This is a genomic window from Pedobacter aquatilis (genome assembly GCF_032678405.1).
Lineage (GTDB): Bacteria > Bacteroidota > Bacteroidia > Sphingobacteriales > Sphingobacteriaceae > Pedobacter > Pedobacter aquatilis_A.
In genome coordinates this window covers 477,148-496,600 of record NZ_JAVTSJ010000003.1, presented here as the reverse complement: position 1 = coordinate 496,600, position 19,453 = coordinate 477,148, and the positions used below count along the sequence as shown (strand labels likewise).

Sequence of the window (19,453 nt, the reverse complement as noted above, 5' to 3'; positions counted from 1 at the left end):
CAGAATTACTTTTTGCGCAATTAAATTTGCACAAATAACATACTTTTGAAAAAAATGTTTTAATCGAATGTTGCATAAGGTAAGGGGGATTGTTTTAAAAACCACCAATTACAGCGAAAGCAGTGTAATTGTTCAGGTTTTAACCGATAAATTTGGAATGCAATCTTACCTGATTAACGGCGTTAAAAAGCCGAAGGCAAAGATTAAGATGAATATGCTCCAATCTCTGCATCTGCTCGAAATGGTCGTTTATCATAAAGTAAACACTAATATTCAGCGGGTTTCAGAAGTTAGGCAAACACCGGTTTTTAAAAGTATTCCTTATGATATTGTAAAATCGAGCATTGTAATTTTTTTAAACGAAGTGTTGTATAAAAGCATTCGCCAGCAATCAGCCGATGAGAGCCTGTTCGATTATATTTTTAATTCGATAGCCTGGTTCGATGAAAATGAAGAACTTAATCCAAACTTTCATTTATCATTTCTACTGAAACTAACCCGATTTCTCGGCTTTTCTCCTAATGAAAAAAGAAGGAGCGACCAACTCTATTTCGATTTGCAGGAGGGAGAATTCGTTTCCAGGCTACCAGTACATTCAAATTACCTTCAGCTGGAAGATGCAAATGGATTTATATCACTTTTTAATACACCACTTGAAAAAATTTCTGAAATAAAATTGAGTAATGTACAAAGACGCTTTGTGTTAGATAAAATATTGGTATTCTATACCTTACATACGGCGTCATTTGGTGAAGTTCAATCTCATAAGATATTAGAAGTGCTACTTAGCTGAAAAAAAACAAAAAAGATTTGCGAAACAAGATTATAGCGCTATATTTGCATTCCCAAAAGGAAAGGGAAATTAGCTCAGCTGGTTCAGAGCACCTCGTTTACACCGAGGGGGTCGGGGGTTCGAACCCCTCATTTCCCACACTAAGCCTTTTAGTTATATCTAGAAGGCTTTTTTTAATACAAAATGCAATCCTTTAAATAAAGGGAAATTAGCTCAGCTGGTTCAGAGCACCTCGTTTACACCGAGGGGGTCGGGGGTTCGAACCCCTCATTTCCCACACTAAGCCTTTCAGGAAACTGAGAGGCTTTTTTGTGTTCTTGAGACAACAATTTCACCAGTACCAGCGCACTTGTTAAATATCCTCCAATATCTCAATTTTATATCCGAAATTGGCCAATCAATATCAGGCAATAAATGTTAAGGATAAATGGGTAAAATAATCCGGTTTATATTTTTTGGAAACTACTTTGTAGGGATTTTAGCCGTTGCTTTAACCATTGAGGCTACTTTACAACTGCGTTTACCTTTTAATTCAGTTAATTATTATTTGTTACTTTTTTTAGCACCAACAATTTATTATACCTACGCTTACAATAAAGTTTCCACCAGCCCATCAGTAACTAACCCACGTAATAAATGGTATTTTAAACACAAGAAATTTATCAATCGCAGCCAGTTTATACTTTCAACGTTATGCCTGGTACTGGCGGTTAATCTACTTGTACAAAACTTCAGTAATATTCTAAATCTTCCGCCCTTTTATTGGGTAGCCATAGTTGTTATCGTAGTTGCGGGTGCATTGTATTATGGTTTGTTACCAAAATCATTTTTAAATTTCAACCTGCGTAATACCGGCTGGCTAAAAGCCTTTGTTATTGGCTTCGTTTGGGCTTGTTGCGCAAATGTTTTGCCATTGATTATGCTTAAAATTGAAACTGGAATAGGTTACCACGATTCGGTTTTATGGACATGGCTCTTTATCAAGAACTGGATGTTCTGTACAGTAAATGCCATCATTTTTGATATTAAGGATTATCCTACAGATGCCAACAAACACTTAAGAACTTTTGTGGTTCGTTACGGCTTGCGTAAAACAATTTTTAACATTCTTATTCCCTTGCTAGTAATTGGTTTGGTGTCATTAGGCATATTTGCCAATTACAAAGGTTTTGGCTGGCCGCAGGTTTTTTGCAATGTATTGCCTTTTGTATTAACGATTTATATCGCTTACTCCATGCATAAAAGGAAAAATATTTTATATTATCTGATGGTAATTGATGGATTAATTCTGTTTAAAGCCATTTGTGGCATCATAGGCATGCAGTTTGTTAAATAAATTATGTTTTAGTGTCACAAGCTTAAGCATCATTAAACTCTTTTAATTTGGTTAATAACTACGATAAAATTGCTGATAATTATGATTTCCTTAGCCGCTTGGTTTACGGGAAAGCTCAGGTTGAAGCACAAGTTAATCAACTTAAAAATGTACCTGCCAACAGTAGGATATTGGTTGTGGGTGGTGGTACAGGTTGGATTTTAGACGAAATTTCGAAAATTTACCCTTCAGGATTAACAATTATTTACGTGGAGCTTTCCGCTAAAATGATTGAAAAATCCAAAACCCGTAGTGTAGGGTATAATTTCATTGAGTTTATTAATCTTGGTATCGAAGACTTTAAAGCCGATAAATCTTTTGATGTAATATTAACTCCTTTTCTCTTCGATAATTTTGATGCCAAAAGGGCTGGCGCAGTATTTTCCCAATTGGATAACGTATTAAATAAGCAAGGAAGCTGGTTTATGGTCGATTTTAGCTTAAACAATAATAGGGGCAGATGGTGGAAATGGATGTTGCTGAAATTGATGTATGTTTTTTTCAAAACCATTGGAATTGTAGAAGCGAACAAGCTCATTGATATGAGTCCATACTTCCTTAACGCAGGCTATCAGATTTGTGATGAGCAGTTTTACTTCGGGAATTTTATTAAGGCTTGTATTTATAAAAAGTAAAATGACAATTCTTTAATGCAATTAAGTTGCGTTTAAATTTTTTATCACGATTTTTGTGCTAAATAAATTTAATATGGATTTTGAAGTAATTATTATAGGCGGAAGTTACGCCGGACTATCAGCGGGATTGGCACTTGGTAGGGCAAAGCGAAATGTTTTAATTATCGATGCAGGAAAGCCCTGTAATAAGCAAACCCCTCAATCGCATAACTTTTTAACCCACGATGGTGATAAACCCGCTGAAATTTCGGCAAAAGCTAAAGCTGAGGTTCTAAAATACCCTACGGTAAAATTTCTTAACGCACTTGCTACTTCAGCAAAGAAAACACATGAGGGTTTCGAAGTTGAAACAGATAGCCAGGAAGTTTTTAGGGGGCGTAAAATTTTGCTTGCGGCAGGTTTAAAAGATGTTATGCCTGATATTAGCGGTTTCGACGAATGTTGGGCAATTTCTATAATTCACTGCCCGTATTGTCATGGTTACGAAGTTAAGGATACAAAAATTGCTTTACTGATGAATGGTGATATGGCCTTTGAAATGGCGAAACTAATCAGCCACTGGAACAAAGATTTAACTATTCTTACAAATGGTAAATCAGAAATAAATGATGAACATCTGAATTTACTTAAGGCTAAATCGATAAATGTTATTGATGCAGAAATCGAGGAATTTATCCACACAGATGGTTATGTAAAAACGGTAATTTTTAAGGATGGCAGCGATTTAGATGTTATGGCTATTTATGCAAGGCCCAAAATGGTTCAGCATAGCAATATCTATCAGGATTTAGGTTGTGAGCTTGATGAAAATGGGATCATTAAAGTAGATGGCTTTCAGAAAACAGCCATTGAAGGTGTTTATGCGGCAGGAGATTGTGCAACATTAGTACGCGGACTTTCTGTAGTCACCGCAGCTGGTACGATGGCCGGTGTAATGCTTAATAAAGATATGATTTGGGAAGATTTTTGAACCACAATTAAAACAATATCGCACCTGCTATCGTGGCAACAAACATGGCAGCCATTACAATTCTATCTGCGTTAATCCATTGTGTTCTTGTTAAAGGAATTGCTACTTTTTCTTCTGTTTGAGCTTTCTGTCTCGCAAGCTTGAAAACTGAATTGTCTAATTTAATAAGCATAGTAATGTTTTTATAGGTTATTTCTATAAAGGCAAAAGCCACGCCAAAAGACTAAAAAAATGTTTAATTGTTAATAACTTCCTTTTTTTTGTTAACTAATTGATAGTTATATGACTTATGGGTACAACTTTCGTTTATCGGAGTCTAAAGTTGTACCCAAAATTGAACACCGGAAAGTTCTATCTGTATAGTAATGAGTTTGTTAGTGTCCTAAATTAAGCTTGCTGTTTTTCTTTCCATACCAGAAATAAATAGCCAAACCAATCACTAACCAAACGCCCAGTCTAATCCAGGTTTCCCAGGGAAGAAATGCCATCATTATCAGGCAAACCAGTATACCGAGAATAGGAATTAGCGGAACAAGTGGTACTTTAAAGGGCCTTTTTGCGTCAGGATCGGTTTTTCTAAGAATTAAAATTCCTACACAAACCATTAAAAATGCCAGTAAAGTTCCAATACTGGTCATTTCACCTACAACATTCATAGGAACGAAAGCAGCAAAAAGCCCAATGAAAATACAAAGCATGATGTTCGATTTCCACGGTGTTTTGAATTTTGGATGTACATCAGAAAATATTTTTGGAAGCAGACCATCTTTGCTGATAGAGTAAAACATCCTCGATTGTGCCATTAAATCAATTAAAATAACCGATGTGTAACCAATTAATATTGCTAAAATTATCGCCTGGCTTAACCAGCCATAAGGTGTTTTTTCGATAGCTATAGCAACAGGAGCACCACTATTGGCAAATTCCTTATAGTTTGCCAAGCCCGTCATTACGTGGCCAAATAAGCCAAAAAGAACAGTACACACTAGCAAAGAGCCAATAATACCAATGGGCAAATCTCTTGCAGGATTTTTAGTTTCCTGAGCAGATGCGGCCACGGCATCGAAGCCTATAAATACGAAGAAAACTAATCCCGCTCCACGTAAAACACCGCTCCAGCCAAAATGACCAAAAGTACCAGTATTTTCAGGAATGTAAGGGTGGTAGTTTTCCGGATTAATGTATTGCCAGCCTAATGCGATAAAAACTAAAACAACCCCAACTTTTAAGAAAACAATAATACCATTTACAATCGCCGAACCTTTTGTACCGCGAATTAAAATTGCAGTCATTAGAACGACCACAAGGGCTGCAGGTATATTTATGATACCGCTCACTGTTCTGCCATCGGCAAGTTTTGCAGTTTCGAAGGGGGATAAGGTAAGTTGGGGCGGTAAGTAAATACCAAGACTTGCCAGAAAGCGTGTTAAGTATTGCGACCAGCTGATGGCCACAGTTGCACAGCCTACGGAGTATTCTAGTACCAAATCCCAGCCTATAATCCAGGCAAAAAGTTCGCCCATAGTAGCGTATGAGTAGGTGTAGGCGCTTCCTGCAACGGGAATCATTGATGCAAATTCTGCATAGCATAATGCCGCGAAGCCACAACCTAATGCCGCAATTACAAACGATAATGTTACCGCCGGACCAGAATGCGTTGCTGCCGCCAAACCGGTAATCGAAAATAAGCCTGCACCAAGCGTTAGCCCGATACCAATCAGAATTAAGTTAACAGGGCCTAAGGTTCTTTTAAGTGTTCCTTCTCCACTTTGATTAGCCTCTGCTACAATGCTGGCTATAGATTTTTTCATGAAAATAAGTTAAACGGGGCAAAATTATTAAAATATATTAAATCTACCTTATTTGTATAGATTTATTCTTGTTCATTTTACTAATGCCGTTAATAAAAAAATGCTTTAAAACAGCTTAACGCTAACAGGTTAAAAATACCAATTCTTATCCAGCTGAAAAGAAAAATATCAACTATAGATCAAATTTTTTAAAATAATCAATTTTTTCTTTAAAAATTATATATCTGATAATCAGATATATATACATTTATTTTAAATTATTTTAGTACTATGTATTGCATAGTACAATATTTAACATATATCTTTGTATTATGATAGCAGAAAATACGCAAACACAAATGCGGAAGGGAATTCTGGAATACTGTGTTTTATCAATCATCGCGAGAGGCGAAATTTATGCCTCAGATATTATTGCTGAATTAAGGTCGGCAAAGCTTTTGGTGGTTGAGGGCACACTATATCCATTATTAACCAGGCTTAAAAACAATGGTTTATTAAGCTATAACTGGGTAGAATCTACCTCAGGCCCTCCCCGTAAATATTATACACTTACCGAAGAAGGTAGGGGCATTTTATCTCAATTAGATCAAACCTGGCAAGAGTTGGCTTATGCCGTAGGTATTTCGCAAAAAGGAGCCAACTCGTAATTATTTATAACCGCAAAAAAATGGAAAAGACCATCATCATAAATATAGGCAATACTATCATCCACATTGAAGAAAGTGCCTACGAGCTTTTAAAGGCTTATTTAAATGAAGTAAAGCAATACTTTGCCAACCACGCCGACGATCTGGAAATTGTTACCGATATCGAAAATCGTATAGCTGAACTATTAACCGAACAATTGGGAGAACAGAAAAAACAAGTTGTTGATGCTACCAATGTAAACTTTGTTATCAGTCAGATGGGACGTGTGCAGGATTTCGATACTGTTGAAACAGGTGAAGAGGAAGAACCTGTTGCAAATACAAGTTATCAATCTCAGCCTGCAGATAAAAAATTATACCGCGACATGGACGAACGTGTAATTGCAGGTGTTTGCGCAGGTGTAGCCCATTACCTGGATTTCGACGCTAAATGGATTCGATTGGCTACCATATTAACTGTTTTCCTTGGTGGAACTGGTATTTTGGTTTACGCCTTGCTTTGGATCATTATGCCAAAAGCAAAATCGCGTATCGAAAAAATGGAAATGAAAGGAGAGCCTGCTAATCTTCAGGGATTTCAGAAAAACCTTGATGAAGAGTTACAGGCTGTTAGGGAACGTCTTTCTGAAGCAAATAAACATGCGCAACCCATATTTGCCCGCTTAGGTAATGTTATAGGCGAGTTTTTCGAATGGCTAGGCCGCTTTATATCTGGAACCGGAAAAGTAATTTTTAAACTTATCGCAATTGTTATCGTTGTTTTCGGTGTACTGTTTTTACTATCGTTAATTATTGGTGTTGCGGCTTTTCAGGGGTTCTGGGATGCGAGTATTTATGAATATTTCCCTTTTTCGATTCTTAATGAAGGCAACAGGGGGGTAATCGTTTTCAGTGCTTTTATCGTTTGCTTTATTCCAATACTGGCACTTGTACTTTTCTCAATTCGTGTTGCTTTTAGTAAGCAAGCCATAAATAAAACACTTTCATTTGCCTTATTAATAATCTGGTTGGCTGGCGTGGCAACAGCGGGATACCAGGCTGCAAAAATTTCATCAGAATTTAAACAGCATGCAGAGCTTACACAAACTACTGATTTAAAAAACCTTCCAACTTATATTATCGACATTGATAAAAGTAAGTATTTCACAAGGGAAGATAGTATCGCTTATCATATTAACGAAAACCAGAAAAATCAGATTGTTGTAGATGATTTTGAAGACGGCCCTTTTGTTTCGCCAAATAATGTGCGCATCAATATCAATAAAAGTGAAACAGGTATTACACGCCTTACACAGAAATACGAATCGCAGGGAAAAACATTTACTGCCGCCTTACAGAATGCACAAAGTATCAGTTATAACTATGTATTAAATGATGCCACTTTAACTTTTAATCCACGGTTTCAGTTAAGAAAAGGAACCATCTGGAGAAATCAGGAAGTTTCTTTATACCTGGAGGTACCCGTTGGAACAAAGATAATTATAAAGGAAAACGCCTATCGCTACATTAATAATTACTGGACATGGGATTGCTCAGGTAAGGAAAACGATAATAATGATTACAGTGTTTGGCTTATGACTGAGGATGGTTTGAAATGTGTTGCTCAACTGAAAGAAGAAGCCTTAAAAAAGAAAAAACTAAATGAAGAACTCAACCATTTAGAATTGCTTAAAAAGAAGAAACCTGTTGATACACTTTACCAGGATTCTATATCGAACAGGCTTAAAGAAGTTAAACAGGAATTGGGGATTAACTCTGAAGAAAATAACGATAATCAATAGAAACAGCCTGATTATCATTAATTAAATAAATTGATGATAGGGTAGCTCAAAGAAAGAAATCATGAAAATATTGTTTACGCTAATTGCATGCCTGCTGGCATGTGGGGCTTCCTTTGCCCAAAAAATTAATAAACTTTCCGGGAAAGTTGTTGATGAAAAAGGTCAGGCTTTACCGTTTGCCGTAGTAAGAATTTTAAATTCTCCTGATACAACAGTAGTGAAAAGCGGTTCTACCAATGTAGACGGAGAATTTATTTTTGAGCAACTGAAAGATGGAAACTACCAGCTTTTAATCTCAATGATGGGCTATAAGGTGAAGAAAACCGCAGCTTTTGCTTTAAATGCCGATTTAAGAATGACTGATGTTACATTGACAAGTGATGCGAAGCAGCTGAAAGAAGTTAGTGTTCAGGGTAGAAAGCCTTATATCGAACACCAGATGGATAAGACAGTTTTGAATGTAGAGAACAGTATTGTCTCGTCAGGAAGTACCGCACTGGAAGTGCTGGAGAAAGCGCCTGGTGTACAGGTTGACCGCCAGAGTGAACAGATAAAACTCAATAATAAATCGGGTGTAACCATTATGATTGATGGCAAAACGAATATGCTTTCAGGGGCAGATATAACGACTTTATTAGGCAATATGAGCAGTGAACAAATTGCTACGATTGAGTTAATTACCAATCCTTCTTCAAAATACGATGCATCGGGAAATGCCGGAATCATTAACATTAAACTCAAAAGAAATAAAGCTTTTGGAACCAATGGTGTAGTTTCTTTTAATGGAGGACAAGGGATTATGCCCGATTCGCCAAACGATTTGGCTAGGGCTGGTATTAACCTTAATTTAAACCACCGGGAAGGCAAATGGAATATTTTTGGCAACGGAACCGCGGCAAGGAAATCGAATTTTAATAATACTGTAGTGGATCGTACCACACTTGCAAATGGTTTATCAAGTGCTTTTAACCAGAATTTCGACAGGACAAATAAAGGCGTAGGTTTTCAGGCAAAATTTGGTGCAGATTATTACACATCAGAAAAAACCGTGTTTGGTGTTATGGTTGATGCCAATACGGTAAATACCAAGCTAAATAATTTTAGCAATACCTTTATCCGCGAGGTACAATCCAATGTCACTACGAATAACACCGTATTACAGGATGCTTACTCAAAATCGCCGGCCAACAATTTAACAGCAAATTTCAACATTAAACATGATTTCGATAAAAGCGGGAAAAACATCACTTTCGATGCCGATTATTCGAATTTCAATAACAAAAAAGATGAAGAATTTAACGCCAGGTATTTAAATCAGGGTGGGCAGCAAACCAATGCTACTTTACTTAGAAATAACACCGATGCCAACATTGATATTTTCGCAGCAAAAACAGATTTAACTTTGCCGATTAATAAAACGATGAAGTTTGAAGCTGGTTTAAAAAGCAGTTACGTTGTTACACACAATGATTTCCTTTCTGAACAGTTTTTATCTGGTGCATGGCAAAATGATTTGGAGAAATCGAACAACTTCATCTACAAAGAAAATATTAATGCTGCTTACGTAAATTTTGGTAAAGAATGGAAAGTTTGGCAAGTTCAGCTTGGATTAAGAGCCGAACACACGCATTCCAATGGTAATTCTATTACCAGTAATAAAGAAGTCGATCGGAATTATCTTTCCCTGTTTCCAACCGCTTTTGTTAACCAGAAACTAAATGAAAACAATAATATCAGGTATTCTTATAGCAGAAGGGTAGACAGGCCTAATTACCAGCAGTTAAATCCCTTTGCTTTCTATATGGACCCATACGCCGTTGACCAGGGAAATCCATATTTAAAGCCACAGTTTACCGATAACTTTGAAATTGGTTACAGCCACAAGGAAGTATCATTTTCGGTAAATTATGCAAACACAAGAGATCTGATTACCCAGATTAGCCAGCAGGATGAAGTTACGCGTATTGTGAACGTTATAAGGCAGAATTTAGGAAGAGCACAGTATTATTCGGCGAACTTATATTTCCCGATAAAAATTGCAAAATGGTGGAACATGCAGAATAACGCGAGTTTATACTATAATAAATTTAGTGATGGAAACATCGAAGGTGCAGCTTACAGTGCAGGCAAGTGGGCCTATAATTTTAACACTTCACAATCTTTTATTTTACCTGATAACTTTACTGTCGAACTCAGTTTCTGGTATAATTCGCCGAAAGTATACGGTGTAGAACAAACCTTAATTCCACAGTATGCGCTTAATGCCGGAGTTCAGAAAAGTTTGCTGAATAAAAAATTAAAGCTGCGGTTAAATATGGATGATATCTTTCTAACCAACTATTGGAAAGGAGCGCTCGATTATCAGAATGTAAATTTACGTGTTACCAATCACTATACCAGCAGAAGAGCAAACGTCAGTATCAGCTATGCCTTCGGAAACCAGAATGTGAAATCGGCAAGGTCTAGAAACACTGCAACTGATGATATTAAAGGCAGGGCAGGGGGATAATGGAGAAAGCTAATTAGCAATATTCAATAATTAATAACCAATTGATCAATAATTAATTAGCAATGACCAATTAACAATATTTAAGGGCCAATGCCAATAATCAGTTTCGAATAAACAAATGATTAATGAACGATAAAACCAATAGAAATGAAAAGATTTATATATACAGTTTTTCTTTCAATGATAATGCTAAGCATTGGTTGTAAAAACAATAGTAGTAATTTAAGCATTAAAGTACAGGAAACTACTTCCAGATATACTTACAATGCCACTTATCCATTGGATAAAACCAGAAATCTTCAGAAGTATGTAGCCAGGGCATTAAACAATGATTTGCCTATGGACCAAATGGTTGATGCGACTGTAAACCTGGCTGGCGGTGAAAGATTCAAAATGAAAGCAACCGAAGGCATTTTAAATATTCAGTTTGATAAAAGCAGTAATTCCGTTAGCAGCTTTATCAAAGTAAAAGAATTCACAAAAGGAATTAGTAAAATAATTTCAGATAAATAGTTGACTGTAAGTTTAGTAGTTGAGGTGGGATATTCATTTATTCCACCTTTTTGTATTGCAGATAAATCAGATTTTAGAATAAATTAATTTTTTTAAAAAAGACTATAATATCTATAGAATTTGCATATATTTGTATTGTTAATATTTTTTTGACTTATCCAGAAAGACGGAGGGAAAGGCCCTGTGATGTCTTAGCAACCTGTTGCCAAATAAGGTGCTAAATCCTTCCTGTAAGGGAAAGATAAGAACTATTTTCTCCGGAAATCTGAATAAGTAATTCCTGTTTTAAAATTGAGCGATGAATATTTATTTAGACAATGCAGCTACAACACCTCTTGCAAACGAAGTTTTCGCGGCCATGCAGCCCTTTATTTTCGAATCTTTTGCTAATCCATCTTCCGCACATTCATTAGGAAGAAATGCACGCGAAGCCGTTGAAAAATCGAGAAAAATAATTGCTGAGAATCTGCATACGGAGCCGGGAAACATTTTCTTCACCTCAGGTGGAACTGAAGGCGATAATACGGCAATACTTTCGGCAATTTATGGAAATAATATACGGCTTGCCATAACCTCAAGGTTAGAGCATCATGCGGTTCTGAATACACTCCAGGCTTTGGAGCAAAGTGGAGCTATAAGGCTGATATATCTGGAAAACGATTCAAAAGGAAAGCTATCACTTAATGAATTAGTTGCTTTACTGGAGAATGAAGAGCCGGCATTTATCTCCCTCATGCATGGAAACAATGAAATTGGTAATTTAAATCCCATTTTAGAAATTGCAGATCTGGCCGATCATCATGGCGCCATCTTTCACTCTGATACGGTACAAACCATTGGACATATTAGTTTTAACACTCACCAGCTGGCCCCAGATTTTCTGGTAGGTTCGGCACACAAGTTTCATGGGCCTAAGGGTGTTGGTTTTCTTTACGCCAAAGCGCCTGCAAATCTGCGTTCTTTTATTAATGGCGGCTCGCAGGAATGGGGAAAGAGAGCAGGAACCGAAAATGTGGCTGGTATTGTAGGTATGGCAACGGCACTACAAAATGCTTATGAAAACCAAAACCTGTACGAAACCCATATCAATTTACTGAAAACAAAATTAATTAATGGACTGGGTAATTTACCAGGTATAAGTTTTAATGGTTTTTCAGGCAGCCAGGATAAAAGCTTATCAACAGTTCTGAGTATTTCCTTACCAGAGCTAAATGATGGAGGAAATTTGCTGCAAGTTTTAGATAAGTCGGGAATATTTGCCTCAGGTGGGAGTGCTTGTTCATCAAACCATTCATCGCATGTTATCAAAGCGCTGAGAAACGGTAGCAACAACGAAACGGTAAGATTTTCTTTTAGCAGGTTTAATACTGAATCAGAAATAGATGAAGTTATTGCCTGCTTAAACAAACTCTATCCTAAAAATTCTTTACCACAAAACCTGCTTTATGCATAAACTACGATTCCTATAATATTAACCTACTTAAATCAATTAGAAATGAAAAAAACATTACTATTCGCTATCGCAGCGCTGCCATTAGCTGCAATAGCACACAAACCCTTCACCTTAAGCGGCACTTTAAAAAATGATAAGAGTGATGAAAAAATTTACCTGAGTTACTCGAAAGATGGTAAATCAATTTTAGACTCAACTGTTTTAAAAAATGGAACATTTGCTTTCAAGGGAGAATTAACCGATCCATTGAGAGCTTCTGTTTACAAAAAACCAGCTGAAAAAAACGGGAAGAGAGACTTTTTGGCTATCTATTTAGAAGCTGCGGCTATTAAACTTGTTTCTGCCGATTCGTTGAAAAATGCATCAATAAGTGGTTCGAAAGTAAATGCCGATAATGATAAGCTTAAAGTGCTAACAAAACCTGTGCAAGATAAACTGGCAGCAATAAATGACGAGTTCGCGAAGTTAACAGCCGAACAGAGAAAAGATAAAACGTTAACTGAGGCAATTTACAAACGCTATGAAGATGCCAGCAAAGAACTGGAGCCGATATATATCGACTTTGCACGTAAAAATCCGCAATCTTATGTTAGTTTAACCGCAATCTCGCAAATTGCCACGAGCGAATCGGCGCAGCCTGAAGCTGAAAAAGCCTATGCTGGTTTGAGTGAAAATGTTAAAGAAACTAAATCGGGAAAAGATATTTCAGTTTATTTTAATGCGGTAAAGAAAACAAAAGTTGGTCTTCAGGCGATAGATTTTACACAAAATGATGTAAACGATAAGCCGGTAAAATTATCTGATTTTAAGGGTAAATATGTTCTGGTTGATTTTTGGGCTTCATGGTGCGGACCTTGCAGACAGGAGAACCCTAATGTTGTGGCTGCTTATAACCAATATAAAGATAAAGGCTTTACTATTTTAGGGGTTTCTTTAGATCAGCCGGGTAAAAAGGATGCCTGGTTAAAAGCGATTGAAGATGATAAATTAGCGTGGACACATGTTTCTGATTTGAAATTCTGGGATAATGCTGTGGCTAAACAGTATGGAATTCGTTCGATTCCTGCAAACTTCCTTATCGATCCGGATGGAAAAATTGTGGCAAAAGGTCTTCGCGGCGAAGAATTAAAAGAGAAACTGGCATCATTGCTTGATGCAAAAACCAAATAAATTCTTTAGTTAACGGAACATGCTTGGATAAGCTGTTCCGTTTTTTAGTATTTCATTACTGTTCTTTACTCCAGTTAATATTTAATAAGCTTACATTATTTTTTCGCGATGAGCTTACAGCAATACCTTTACTGGTTTTATCCGTAAGTGTGAATCCTTCAAGTTCATCGGCTTTATCAGTATCGATCACCTTGATTACTTCTTCATGTCCGCTGCTCAACGATTTATCAAGATCTAGAAAAGTTAAGCGCCATTTACGCCCCTCTACCTGGTTCTGAATAAGTACCAATATACCCTTGTCTTCTATGAAATGAAGATTTTGTACCCACGGCGAGCAGGTAAATTTTTTATAAAGCAAACCTTTTTCGCTGGTTTTATCAGCTTTGACAAGTTTGGCTGCATCATAAAAACGAACTTCGTTTGCCTTATTGCCATAATCGGCTGTAGCCATAAACCATTTTCCATCATGCTTTACATATTCTGGCCGTGTTCCTTGAATACAAGCATCGTCTTCTATGGTTTTTAATAAATTACCGTCTAAAGTTTTGCGTTTTAAAAATCCTTCCCAGTTTATTGAATAAATCATTGCCTTCCATACAGTGCCTTCAGCATTCTGACGAACAGAATTCCCGATTAACGTTGGCATGCCTTTTCTAATGGCTAATCCTGTAGGATGTTTAATAACATTCTCGCCTTTTATGGTAAAACGATATTCGTTTTGCTGATAAACTAACGAATCATTTTTTAACAAATATTCCCGCATTACGCCAATTTCACGGTCACCGTATAAAAAGTATCTCCCGTTTTGGAAGGATATGCCCTGACAGGCACCTAATGAATCGAGTGTAAAGGATTTTGTAATGTTTCCGGAAATAGGTTGATGACTAATCGTACTAACTACTAATCCGGTTAAAATTAAGATATTAAAAAGTTTCATTTTAAGGGTCTAAAGGTTCGTCAAAATCAATTTGTAAGGCCATACTGTCCGGGAAAAATTCAGCTTCCGTATCACTCAATTTTTGGCCGATTTTATAGGGATAATAGCCAAGTTCTTTTTTACACCGTTCAGCGAGTACGCCAGCAATGTATGGTATAGTCGATTTGGTTGTACTTACCAATCCGGGTTTTTGAAAAGGCATACCATAGCGAAACATCAATCTTACACAATTACGCAGATTAGTTGTGGTATGCCTGGCATGTGGTTCCATAATTATTACGCTTTCAGGAATATGCAAAGTATTTACCAGAAACTTTTTCATTTCGTAAGCCTCGCTGTATTTGGTTTTATAAGGATGCACTCTTCCGCCAGAAACCACAATGAATGGAGCCATTCCTTTATAAAACTGTTCTGCGGCTATGCGGCATCGTATTATTCCACCCGCACTAAGCTCGGTTTCCTTGTCTTCCGGGCCAGCGCCAGGAACCAGGATAACGCTGTATTTATAATTGTTGAAATTCGTTTTTTTAATTTGAGCAATGGCTTTTTGATTTTCACCAGAAAGCAAAGGTTCGTAATCTGCAGCTTCTAACCTCCCATTTAATTCTAAAGCACCTAAGGCAAAATTCATCGATGGCTCAAAGAAGAGTTGTTTGTCAGCCTGTATATTAAGCATCATGTTGGATGCAGCCAGTTCAGGAAACTCTTTATCGAGCGGGCTAAATGAAATGGAGTCTATTTTAGGGTAATTAGGTTTTTTACCTTCTATATAAACACCTATGGCATAGTTAATTGCTTTTGCGTCCTGCTCCCAGGCTTTTATGAGCATTTCTTTCTCGGATAAATCACGGAACAGTCCATAGCAACCCGAAGGAAGCAGGTGATTTGTTACAACTTTCCCAAATACATTATCTGCCTTAAATAATACAGCCAGGCGCTCATTAACCTGTTGAATTTCAGTATCGCTGAACTTCATTGCTTTTGCATAGCAACTGATAGCTTTTGTGCATGTTTTTAAGGCATTTTCTACATCAACGGTCTTATTCTTTAAAATTTTTTGCAACACCTCATCATCAGTTATAGCTTTTCTTAAATCGGGTAACTCCTGCATCAACGTTAGCAAATAATAATTTTTGTACTGAATGTATGGGTTGTAGGAACGACCTTTTCCTTCAATTAATTTGTAAGACTGAACGGCCGTTTTTTGCTGGGCTTTAGCTTGGAATAAAAATAATCCTAACAGCAAAAGGGTAAAGGGTACTCTCATGAAATAAATTTTTGCAAGCTAAATAAGTACCGTTAAAATAGTGTTAAAAAGGGGTTAACTCTTTTTGTGTTAAAATACTCAAAAGCATCATTTTTTAACATTTGATAGGAAAATCATTTGCACAGACTTAATATTAGGTATACATAGTGTTAAAAATACACACCTACTTTTGGCGCTATCTAAAGCGCCTCCAAACAGATTTTAATTATTTAAACAAATAAGCCTATGTGAATTCGAAACTTCTACATGCCTTTCAAAAACACAAACAATTTTTATTTCTCAAACAATTACTTAGAACAAAAAGATGACATCATTTTTTTCAATTGCAGGTATAAAAAATACCTGTAGGAAATTGCTTTTGCCTTTAGGATTACTGGCAGTAGGCAATACTTCAGCAATGGCATTTAGCAGCAGCGAATTAACCTCTGCAATTAGCCGTTTAAATAACCGTTTTGCGGTGATAAGCGGTACTGTAACAGACGAAAAAGGGCAGCCTTTACCGGGTGTAAGCATTTACAATAAGAAAACAAAGAAAACTACTTCTTCTGATACTAACGGAAATTACTCAATAGATATTGAAAACGGCGGTACACTTGTTTTCTCTTTTATTGGTTTCGAAACCCAGGAAGTTGTTGTTACGGGTAGTAAAACGATTAACATAACCCTTAAAGAAGCTAGCAATACTTTAAATGAGGTAGTTGCTATTGGTTACCAGAAAATCAGAAAATCTGATGTTACCGGGGCAATCAGTAGTGTAAAAGCCAGCGAGCTGAATTTAAGTTCGCCAACTGTTGGTCAGGCTTTAGTTGGTAAGGTTGCAGGTGTGCAGGTATCGCAAACTACAGGTGCGCCTTACGCAGGAACCAAGATAAGGGTAAGAGGAGTTGGATCGATTAACGCAAGTTCTGATCCATTATACGTTATTGATGGTTATCCTTCAGGAAACAACGTATTCATTAATCCTGAAGATATAGAAAGCATCGATATCTTAAAGGATGCGGCATCAGCGGCTATTTATGGTTCAAGAGCATCAGGTGGGGTTGTAATGATAACAACCAAACGCGGTAAAGATGGTAAAGGCCGTTTTGAATACGATGTGCAGGCAGGTGTTACGCAATTGGCTAAAAAAGTTAAACTTTTGGATGCGACACAGTTTATTCAGCTAATGATTGATGGCCGTAACAATGCTTATAAAGATTTAGTGGTTAATTCGGGTAAAACCTGGACAGATGCCATGTACTCTGACAATAATGCAACACGTATTACCAATGTAGGTAATGGTTCATCAGTAAGTATTCCTACTGATATATATAATTTCGCTACGCAATCGGCAATTGCTCCGGCTTATAATACCGATTGGCAGGATGTTTTGTACAGAGATGCTTTCTTTCAACGCCATAATCTTTCTTTCTCTGGTGGAAATAAAGATATCAGGTACTATGTAAGTGGTGGTTATCAGGATCAGGATGGTATTGTAACCAATACGGCGATGAGATCACTTAACTTTCGTTCAAATATTGAAGGTCAAGTAAGCAAAAGATTAAAGGTAGGTGCAAATATTGCCTTAACACAAACCAATAATAAAGAAGTTGGCGAAGGACGTTTCAGTCCGATGATGTCGGCATTGTTATACCTTCCATACCTTCCGGCTATCGATGCCAATGGTAACCCGATAAAATATGGTATGGCTGCATTAGCAAACGAATTCGGTTATCAGGGATTAGAAAACCCGTTGGCTACAGTTACTGAAATGAAAATTAACCGTTTGGGTAATCGTAACAACTACAATGCTTATGCTACTTACGAAATTCTGGATGGCTTAAATTTTAAAGTCAACTTAGGTACACAGAACTACAATGAAAAGTACGATTATTATCGCCCTACAAGCTTAAGTAATGGTGGTGGTAATGCTCCTTACTCGGCTTCGTCTATAGCAGCTGCAAATGCTGTTGCTCAAAACCTAACCCAGGTAGATAAACTTGCCGAGTTTACCTTAGATTACAATAAAAAAATTGGCAAGCACAGCTTTGATGTATTAGGTGGTTATTCAGCACAAAAAACAACGAGCGATTTAACCCGTGTTACCGCAACTGGATTTACCAGCGATAAAATTGGTGAAATTTCGGATAAAGGTGCGGCAACAACCGACTTTACTTTAAACTCCGCAGTTAAATCAGTTAATACATTATTATCATATTTTGGACGTTTCAGCTACAATTACGATGGTAAATATTTCTTAACCGGTTCGTATCGTACTGACGGTTCATCGAGGTTTGGTCCGTTAAATAAATGGGGTAATTTCCCATCGGTAGCAGCAGGCTGGAGCTTATCTCAGGAAGACTGGTACCACGATTTCCTGGGAAAAGGATCTTCTGTTAAGTTAAGGGCAAGCTGGGGCTTGAGCGGAAATAATAACATTGGTAACTACAATGCAGTGCAAACGGTTAACTCGCCAAGCGGTGCAGTATTTGGAGCTGGTGTAATTTCGACTGCAATTTGGGCTGGTGATATAAAAGACCAGAATTTAGGCTGGGAGTCTACTTCACAGTATAACTTTGGTACTGATTTAAGTTTCTTTAATGGCCGTTTATCAGTTATTGCCAACTACTATTACAGTTTATCGTACAACTTGTTATTCAATCAGCCAATTTCAGCAATTTCTGGTGCTTCATCAATCCTGACAAATTTAAAGGATAGTAAAATCAGAAATAAAGGTTTCGATTTCCAGGTAGACGGAAGAATTATCAATACCGATAACTTCACATTAGGCTTAAGCGGAAATATTTCATTCAATAAAAATAAAGTATTAAATCTTGGAGGTGCCAGCACAATTTATACCGCTGGTGCTGAGCGTTCGTACATTACACACGTAACACAGGAAGGTCAGCCGGTAGGTATGTTTTACGGCTACAAAGTGTTAGGTAGGGTAACTGCTGAGAACTTAGGTAAAGTTGCTCCATCTTCGGCGCAAACAAATCCATTAAAAGTAGGTGATCTTTACTTCCAGGATACAAATGGTGATGGTGTAGTAAATGATGCAGATAAAACAGTTATCGGTAGCCCGTATCCTGATTTTACTTATGGTTTTGCACTTAACACCAGTTTCAAATCGTTCGATTTAAGAGCTTCATTTAACGGTTCGTACGGTAATGACGTATTGGATGGACAAGACTATTACTTATACAACTTTGAGGGTTCTGGTAACCAATATGTAGAAGTTGCCGATCGTTATAGAAACGAAGCGAACCCGGGTAGTGGTTTAAATTACCGTGCATCTCGTGCCGGAACGCAAAGTAACAGTACACGTTTATCATCATTCTATATTCAGGATGGTTCATATTTCAGGTGTACCAACATTACTTTAGGTTACAACTTTCCAAAAGCCTTCTCTAAGAAATTACATGTAGAAAACGTTAGGGTTTTTGGTAGTGTAGATAACGCCTTTACCATTACCGATTACAAAGGTTACAACCCAGAGGTAGATTATAATGCCGGTGCGAACCTTACACCAGGTGTAGATTATGGAAACTATCCACTGGCACGTGCCTATAATTTAGGTGTTAAGCTAACATTTTAATCAGGCTGTTATCAA

General features: G+C 37.1%; 15 protein-coding genes, 2 tRNA genes and 1 riboswitch. Of the genes, 13 read left to right on the top strand and 4 right to left on the bottom strand.

What is annotated here, in order from left to right; all coding sequences use genetic code 11:
• Positions 1–67 precede the first annotated feature (67 nt).
• From recO to R2R71_RS11455, 6 genes are all read left to right on the top strand, one after another.
• Positions 68–793, top strand: coding sequence for a DNA repair protein RecO (recO, locus tag R2R71_RS11480; protein WP_316831404.1), 726 nt, complete (start codon positions 68–70; stop codon positions 791–793).
• Between the two features lie 63 nt (positions 794–856).
• Positions 857–931, top strand: a tRNA-Val gene (locus R2R71_RS11475).
• 64 nt (positions 932–995) lie between these two features.
• Positions 996–1,070: transfer RNA gene (locus R2R71_RS11470), tRNA-Val, on the top strand.
• A gap of 150 nt (positions 1,071–1,220) precedes the next feature.
• Positions 1,221–2,129, top strand: coding sequence for a hypothetical protein (locus R2R71_RS11465; RefSeq protein ID WP_316831403.1), 909 nt, complete (start codon positions 1,221–1,223; stop codon positions 2,127–2,129).
• A 47-nt stretch (positions 2,130–2,176) separates the two neighbouring features.
• Positions 2,177–2,803 (top strand): class I SAM-dependent methyltransferase, encoded by a 627-nt coding sequence (locus tag R2R71_RS11460; protein WP_316831402.1) that lies wholly within the window; start codon positions 2,177–2,179, stop codon positions 2,801–2,803.
• 73 nt (positions 2,804–2,876) lie between these two features.
• Complete coding sequence (locus R2R71_RS11455) at positions 2,877–3,773, top strand: NAD(P)/FAD-dependent oxidoreductase (RefSeq protein ID WP_316831401.1); 897 nt, start codon at positions 2,877–2,879, stop codon at positions 3,771–3,773.
• 7 nt (positions 3,774–3,780) lie between these two features.
• Here R2R71_RS11455 and R2R71_RS11450 read toward each other — a convergent pair whose 3' ends face one another.
• Positions 3,781–3,945: a hypothetical protein gene (locus tag R2R71_RS11450; RefSeq protein ID WP_316831400.1), complete on the bottom strand. Its 165-nt coding sequence runs from the start codon at positions 3,943–3,945 to the stop codon at positions 3,781–3,783.
• A gap of 202 nt (positions 3,946–4,147) precedes the next feature.
• The gene (locus tag R2R71_RS11445; protein ID WP_316831399.1) at positions 4,148–5,584 is read right to left on the bottom strand and encodes an amino acid permease; all 1,437 of its coding nucleotides are present in this window, start codon (positions 5,582–5,584) and stop codon (positions 4,148–4,150) included.
• 311 nt (positions 5,585–5,895) lie between these two features.
• Between R2R71_RS11445 and R2R71_RS11440 the strand changes: the two genes are divergently transcribed.
• From R2R71_RS11440 to R2R71_RS11415, 6 genes are all read left to right on the top strand, one after another.
• Positions 5,896–6,231 (top strand): PadR family transcriptional regulator, encoded by a 336-nt coding sequence (locus tag R2R71_RS11440; protein ID WP_316831398.1) that lies wholly within the window; start codon positions 5,896–5,898, stop codon positions 6,229–6,231.
• A 20-nt stretch (positions 6,232–6,251) separates the two neighbouring features.
• Positions 6,252–8,012, top strand: a complete 1,761-nt coding sequence (locus R2R71_RS11435) for a PspC domain-containing protein (protein WP_316831397.1) — start codon at positions 6,252–6,254, stop codon at positions 8,010–8,012.
• 61 nt (positions 8,013–8,073) lie between these two features.
• Positions 8,074–10,521 (top strand): outer membrane beta-barrel family protein, encoded by a 2,448-nt coding sequence (locus tag R2R71_RS11430; protein ID WP_316831396.1) that lies wholly within the window; start codon positions 8,074–8,076, stop codon positions 10,519–10,521.
• 147 nt (positions 10,522–10,668) lie between these two features.
• Positions 10,669–11,034 carry a hypothetical protein gene (locus R2R71_RS11425; RefSeq protein ID WP_316831395.1) on the top strand — a complete coding sequence of 122 codons (366 nt, stop codon included), beginning with the start codon at positions 10,669–10,671 and terminating at the stop codon, positions 11,032–11,034.
• 151 nt (positions 11,035–11,185) lie between these two features.
• A riboswitch (SAM riboswitch) is annotated at positions 11,186–11,282 on the top strand.
• A 50-nt stretch (positions 11,283–11,332) separates the two neighbouring features.
• Complete coding sequence (locus tag R2R71_RS11420) at positions 11,333–12,487, top strand: cysteine desulfurase family protein (RefSeq protein WP_316831394.1); 1,155 nt, start codon at positions 11,333–11,335, stop codon at positions 12,485–12,487.
• A 42-nt stretch (positions 12,488–12,529) separates the two neighbouring features.
• Positions 12,530–13,657, top strand: coding sequence for a TlpA disulfide reductase family protein (locus R2R71_RS11415; RefSeq protein ID WP_316831393.1), 1,128 nt, complete (start codon positions 12,530–12,532; stop codon positions 13,655–13,657).
• A 55-nt stretch (positions 13,658–13,712) separates the two neighbouring features.
• On the opposite strand, the gene R2R71_RS11410 is transcribed toward R2R71_RS11415, so the two are convergent.
• Positions 13,713–14,594, bottom strand: a complete 882-nt coding sequence (locus R2R71_RS11410; RefSeq protein WP_316831392.1) for a hypothetical protein — start codon at positions 14,592–14,594, stop codon at positions 13,713–13,715.
• A gap of 1 nt (position 14,595) precedes the next feature.
• The gene (locus tag R2R71_RS11405) at positions 14,596–15,861 is read right to left on the bottom strand and encodes a YdcF family protein (protein WP_316831391.1); all 1,266 of its coding nucleotides are present in this window, start codon (positions 15,859–15,861) and stop codon (positions 14,596–14,598) included.
• A 304-nt stretch (positions 15,862–16,165) separates the two neighbouring features.
• On the opposite strand from R2R71_RS11405, the gene R2R71_RS11400 reads away from it, so the two are divergent.
• Positions 16,166–19,438, top strand: coding sequence for a TonB-dependent receptor (locus tag R2R71_RS11400; protein WP_316831390.1), 3,273 nt, complete (start codon positions 16,166–16,168; stop codon positions 19,436–19,438).
• Positions 19,439–19,453: the final 15 nt, after the last annotated feature.

What these genes read in the sequence shown, in the direction of transcription:
- R2R71_RS11415 (WP_316831393.1), top strand. Translation starts at nt 12,530, where the DNA reads ATGAAAAAAACATTACTATTCGCTATCGCAGCGCTGCCATTAGCTGCA.
- R2R71_RS11410 (WP_316831392.1), bottom strand. Translation starts at nt 14,594, where the DNA reads ATGAAACTTTTTAATATCTTAATTTTAACCGGATTAGTAGTTAGTACG.
- recO (WP_316831404.1), top strand. Translation starts at nt 68, where the DNA reads ATGTTGCATAAGGTAAGGGGGATTGTTTTAAAAACCACCAATTACAGC.
- R2R71_RS11450 (WP_316831400.1), bottom strand. Translation starts at nt 3,945, where the DNA reads ATGCTTATTAAATTAGACAATTCAGTTTTCAAGCTTGCGAGACAGAAA.
- R2R71_RS11405 (WP_316831391.1), bottom strand. Translation starts at nt 15,861, where the DNA reads ATGAGAGTACCCTTTACCCTTTTGCTGTTAGGATTATTTTTATTCCAA.
- R2R71_RS11435 (WP_316831397.1), top strand. Translation starts at nt 6,252, where the DNA reads ATGGAAAAGACCATCATCATAAATATAGGCAATACTATCATCCACATT.
- R2R71_RS11420 (WP_316831394.1), top strand. Translation starts at nt 11,333, where the DNA reads ATGAATATTTATTTAGACAATGCAGCTACAACACCTCTTGCAAACGAA.
- R2R71_RS11400 (WP_316831390.1), top strand. Translation starts at nt 16,166, where the DNA reads ATGACATCATTTTTTTCAATTGCAGGTATAAAAAATACCTGTAGGAAA.
- R2R71_RS11465 (WP_316831403.1), top strand. Translation starts at nt 1,221, where the DNA reads ATGGGTAAAATAATCCGGTTTATATTTTTTGGAAACTACTTTGTAGGG.
- R2R71_RS11440 (WP_316831398.1), top strand. Translation starts at nt 5,896, where the DNA reads ATGATAGCAGAAAATACGCAAACACAAATGCGGAAGGGAATTCTGGAA.
- R2R71_RS11455 (WP_316831401.1), top strand. Translation starts at nt 2,877, where the DNA reads ATGGATTTTGAAGTAATTATTATAGGCGGAAGTTACGCCGGACTATCA.
- R2R71_RS11425 (WP_316831395.1), top strand. Translation starts at nt 10,669, where the DNA reads ATGAAAAGATTTATATATACAGTTTTTCTTTCAATGATAATGCTAAGC.
- R2R71_RS11430 (WP_316831396.1), top strand. Translation starts at nt 8,074, where the DNA reads ATGAAAATATTGTTTACGCTAATTGCATGCCTGCTGGCATGTGGGGCT.
- R2R71_RS11445 (WP_316831399.1), bottom strand. Translation starts at nt 5,584, where the DNA reads ATGAAAAAATCTATAGCCAGCATTGTAGCAGAGGCTAATCAAAGTGGA.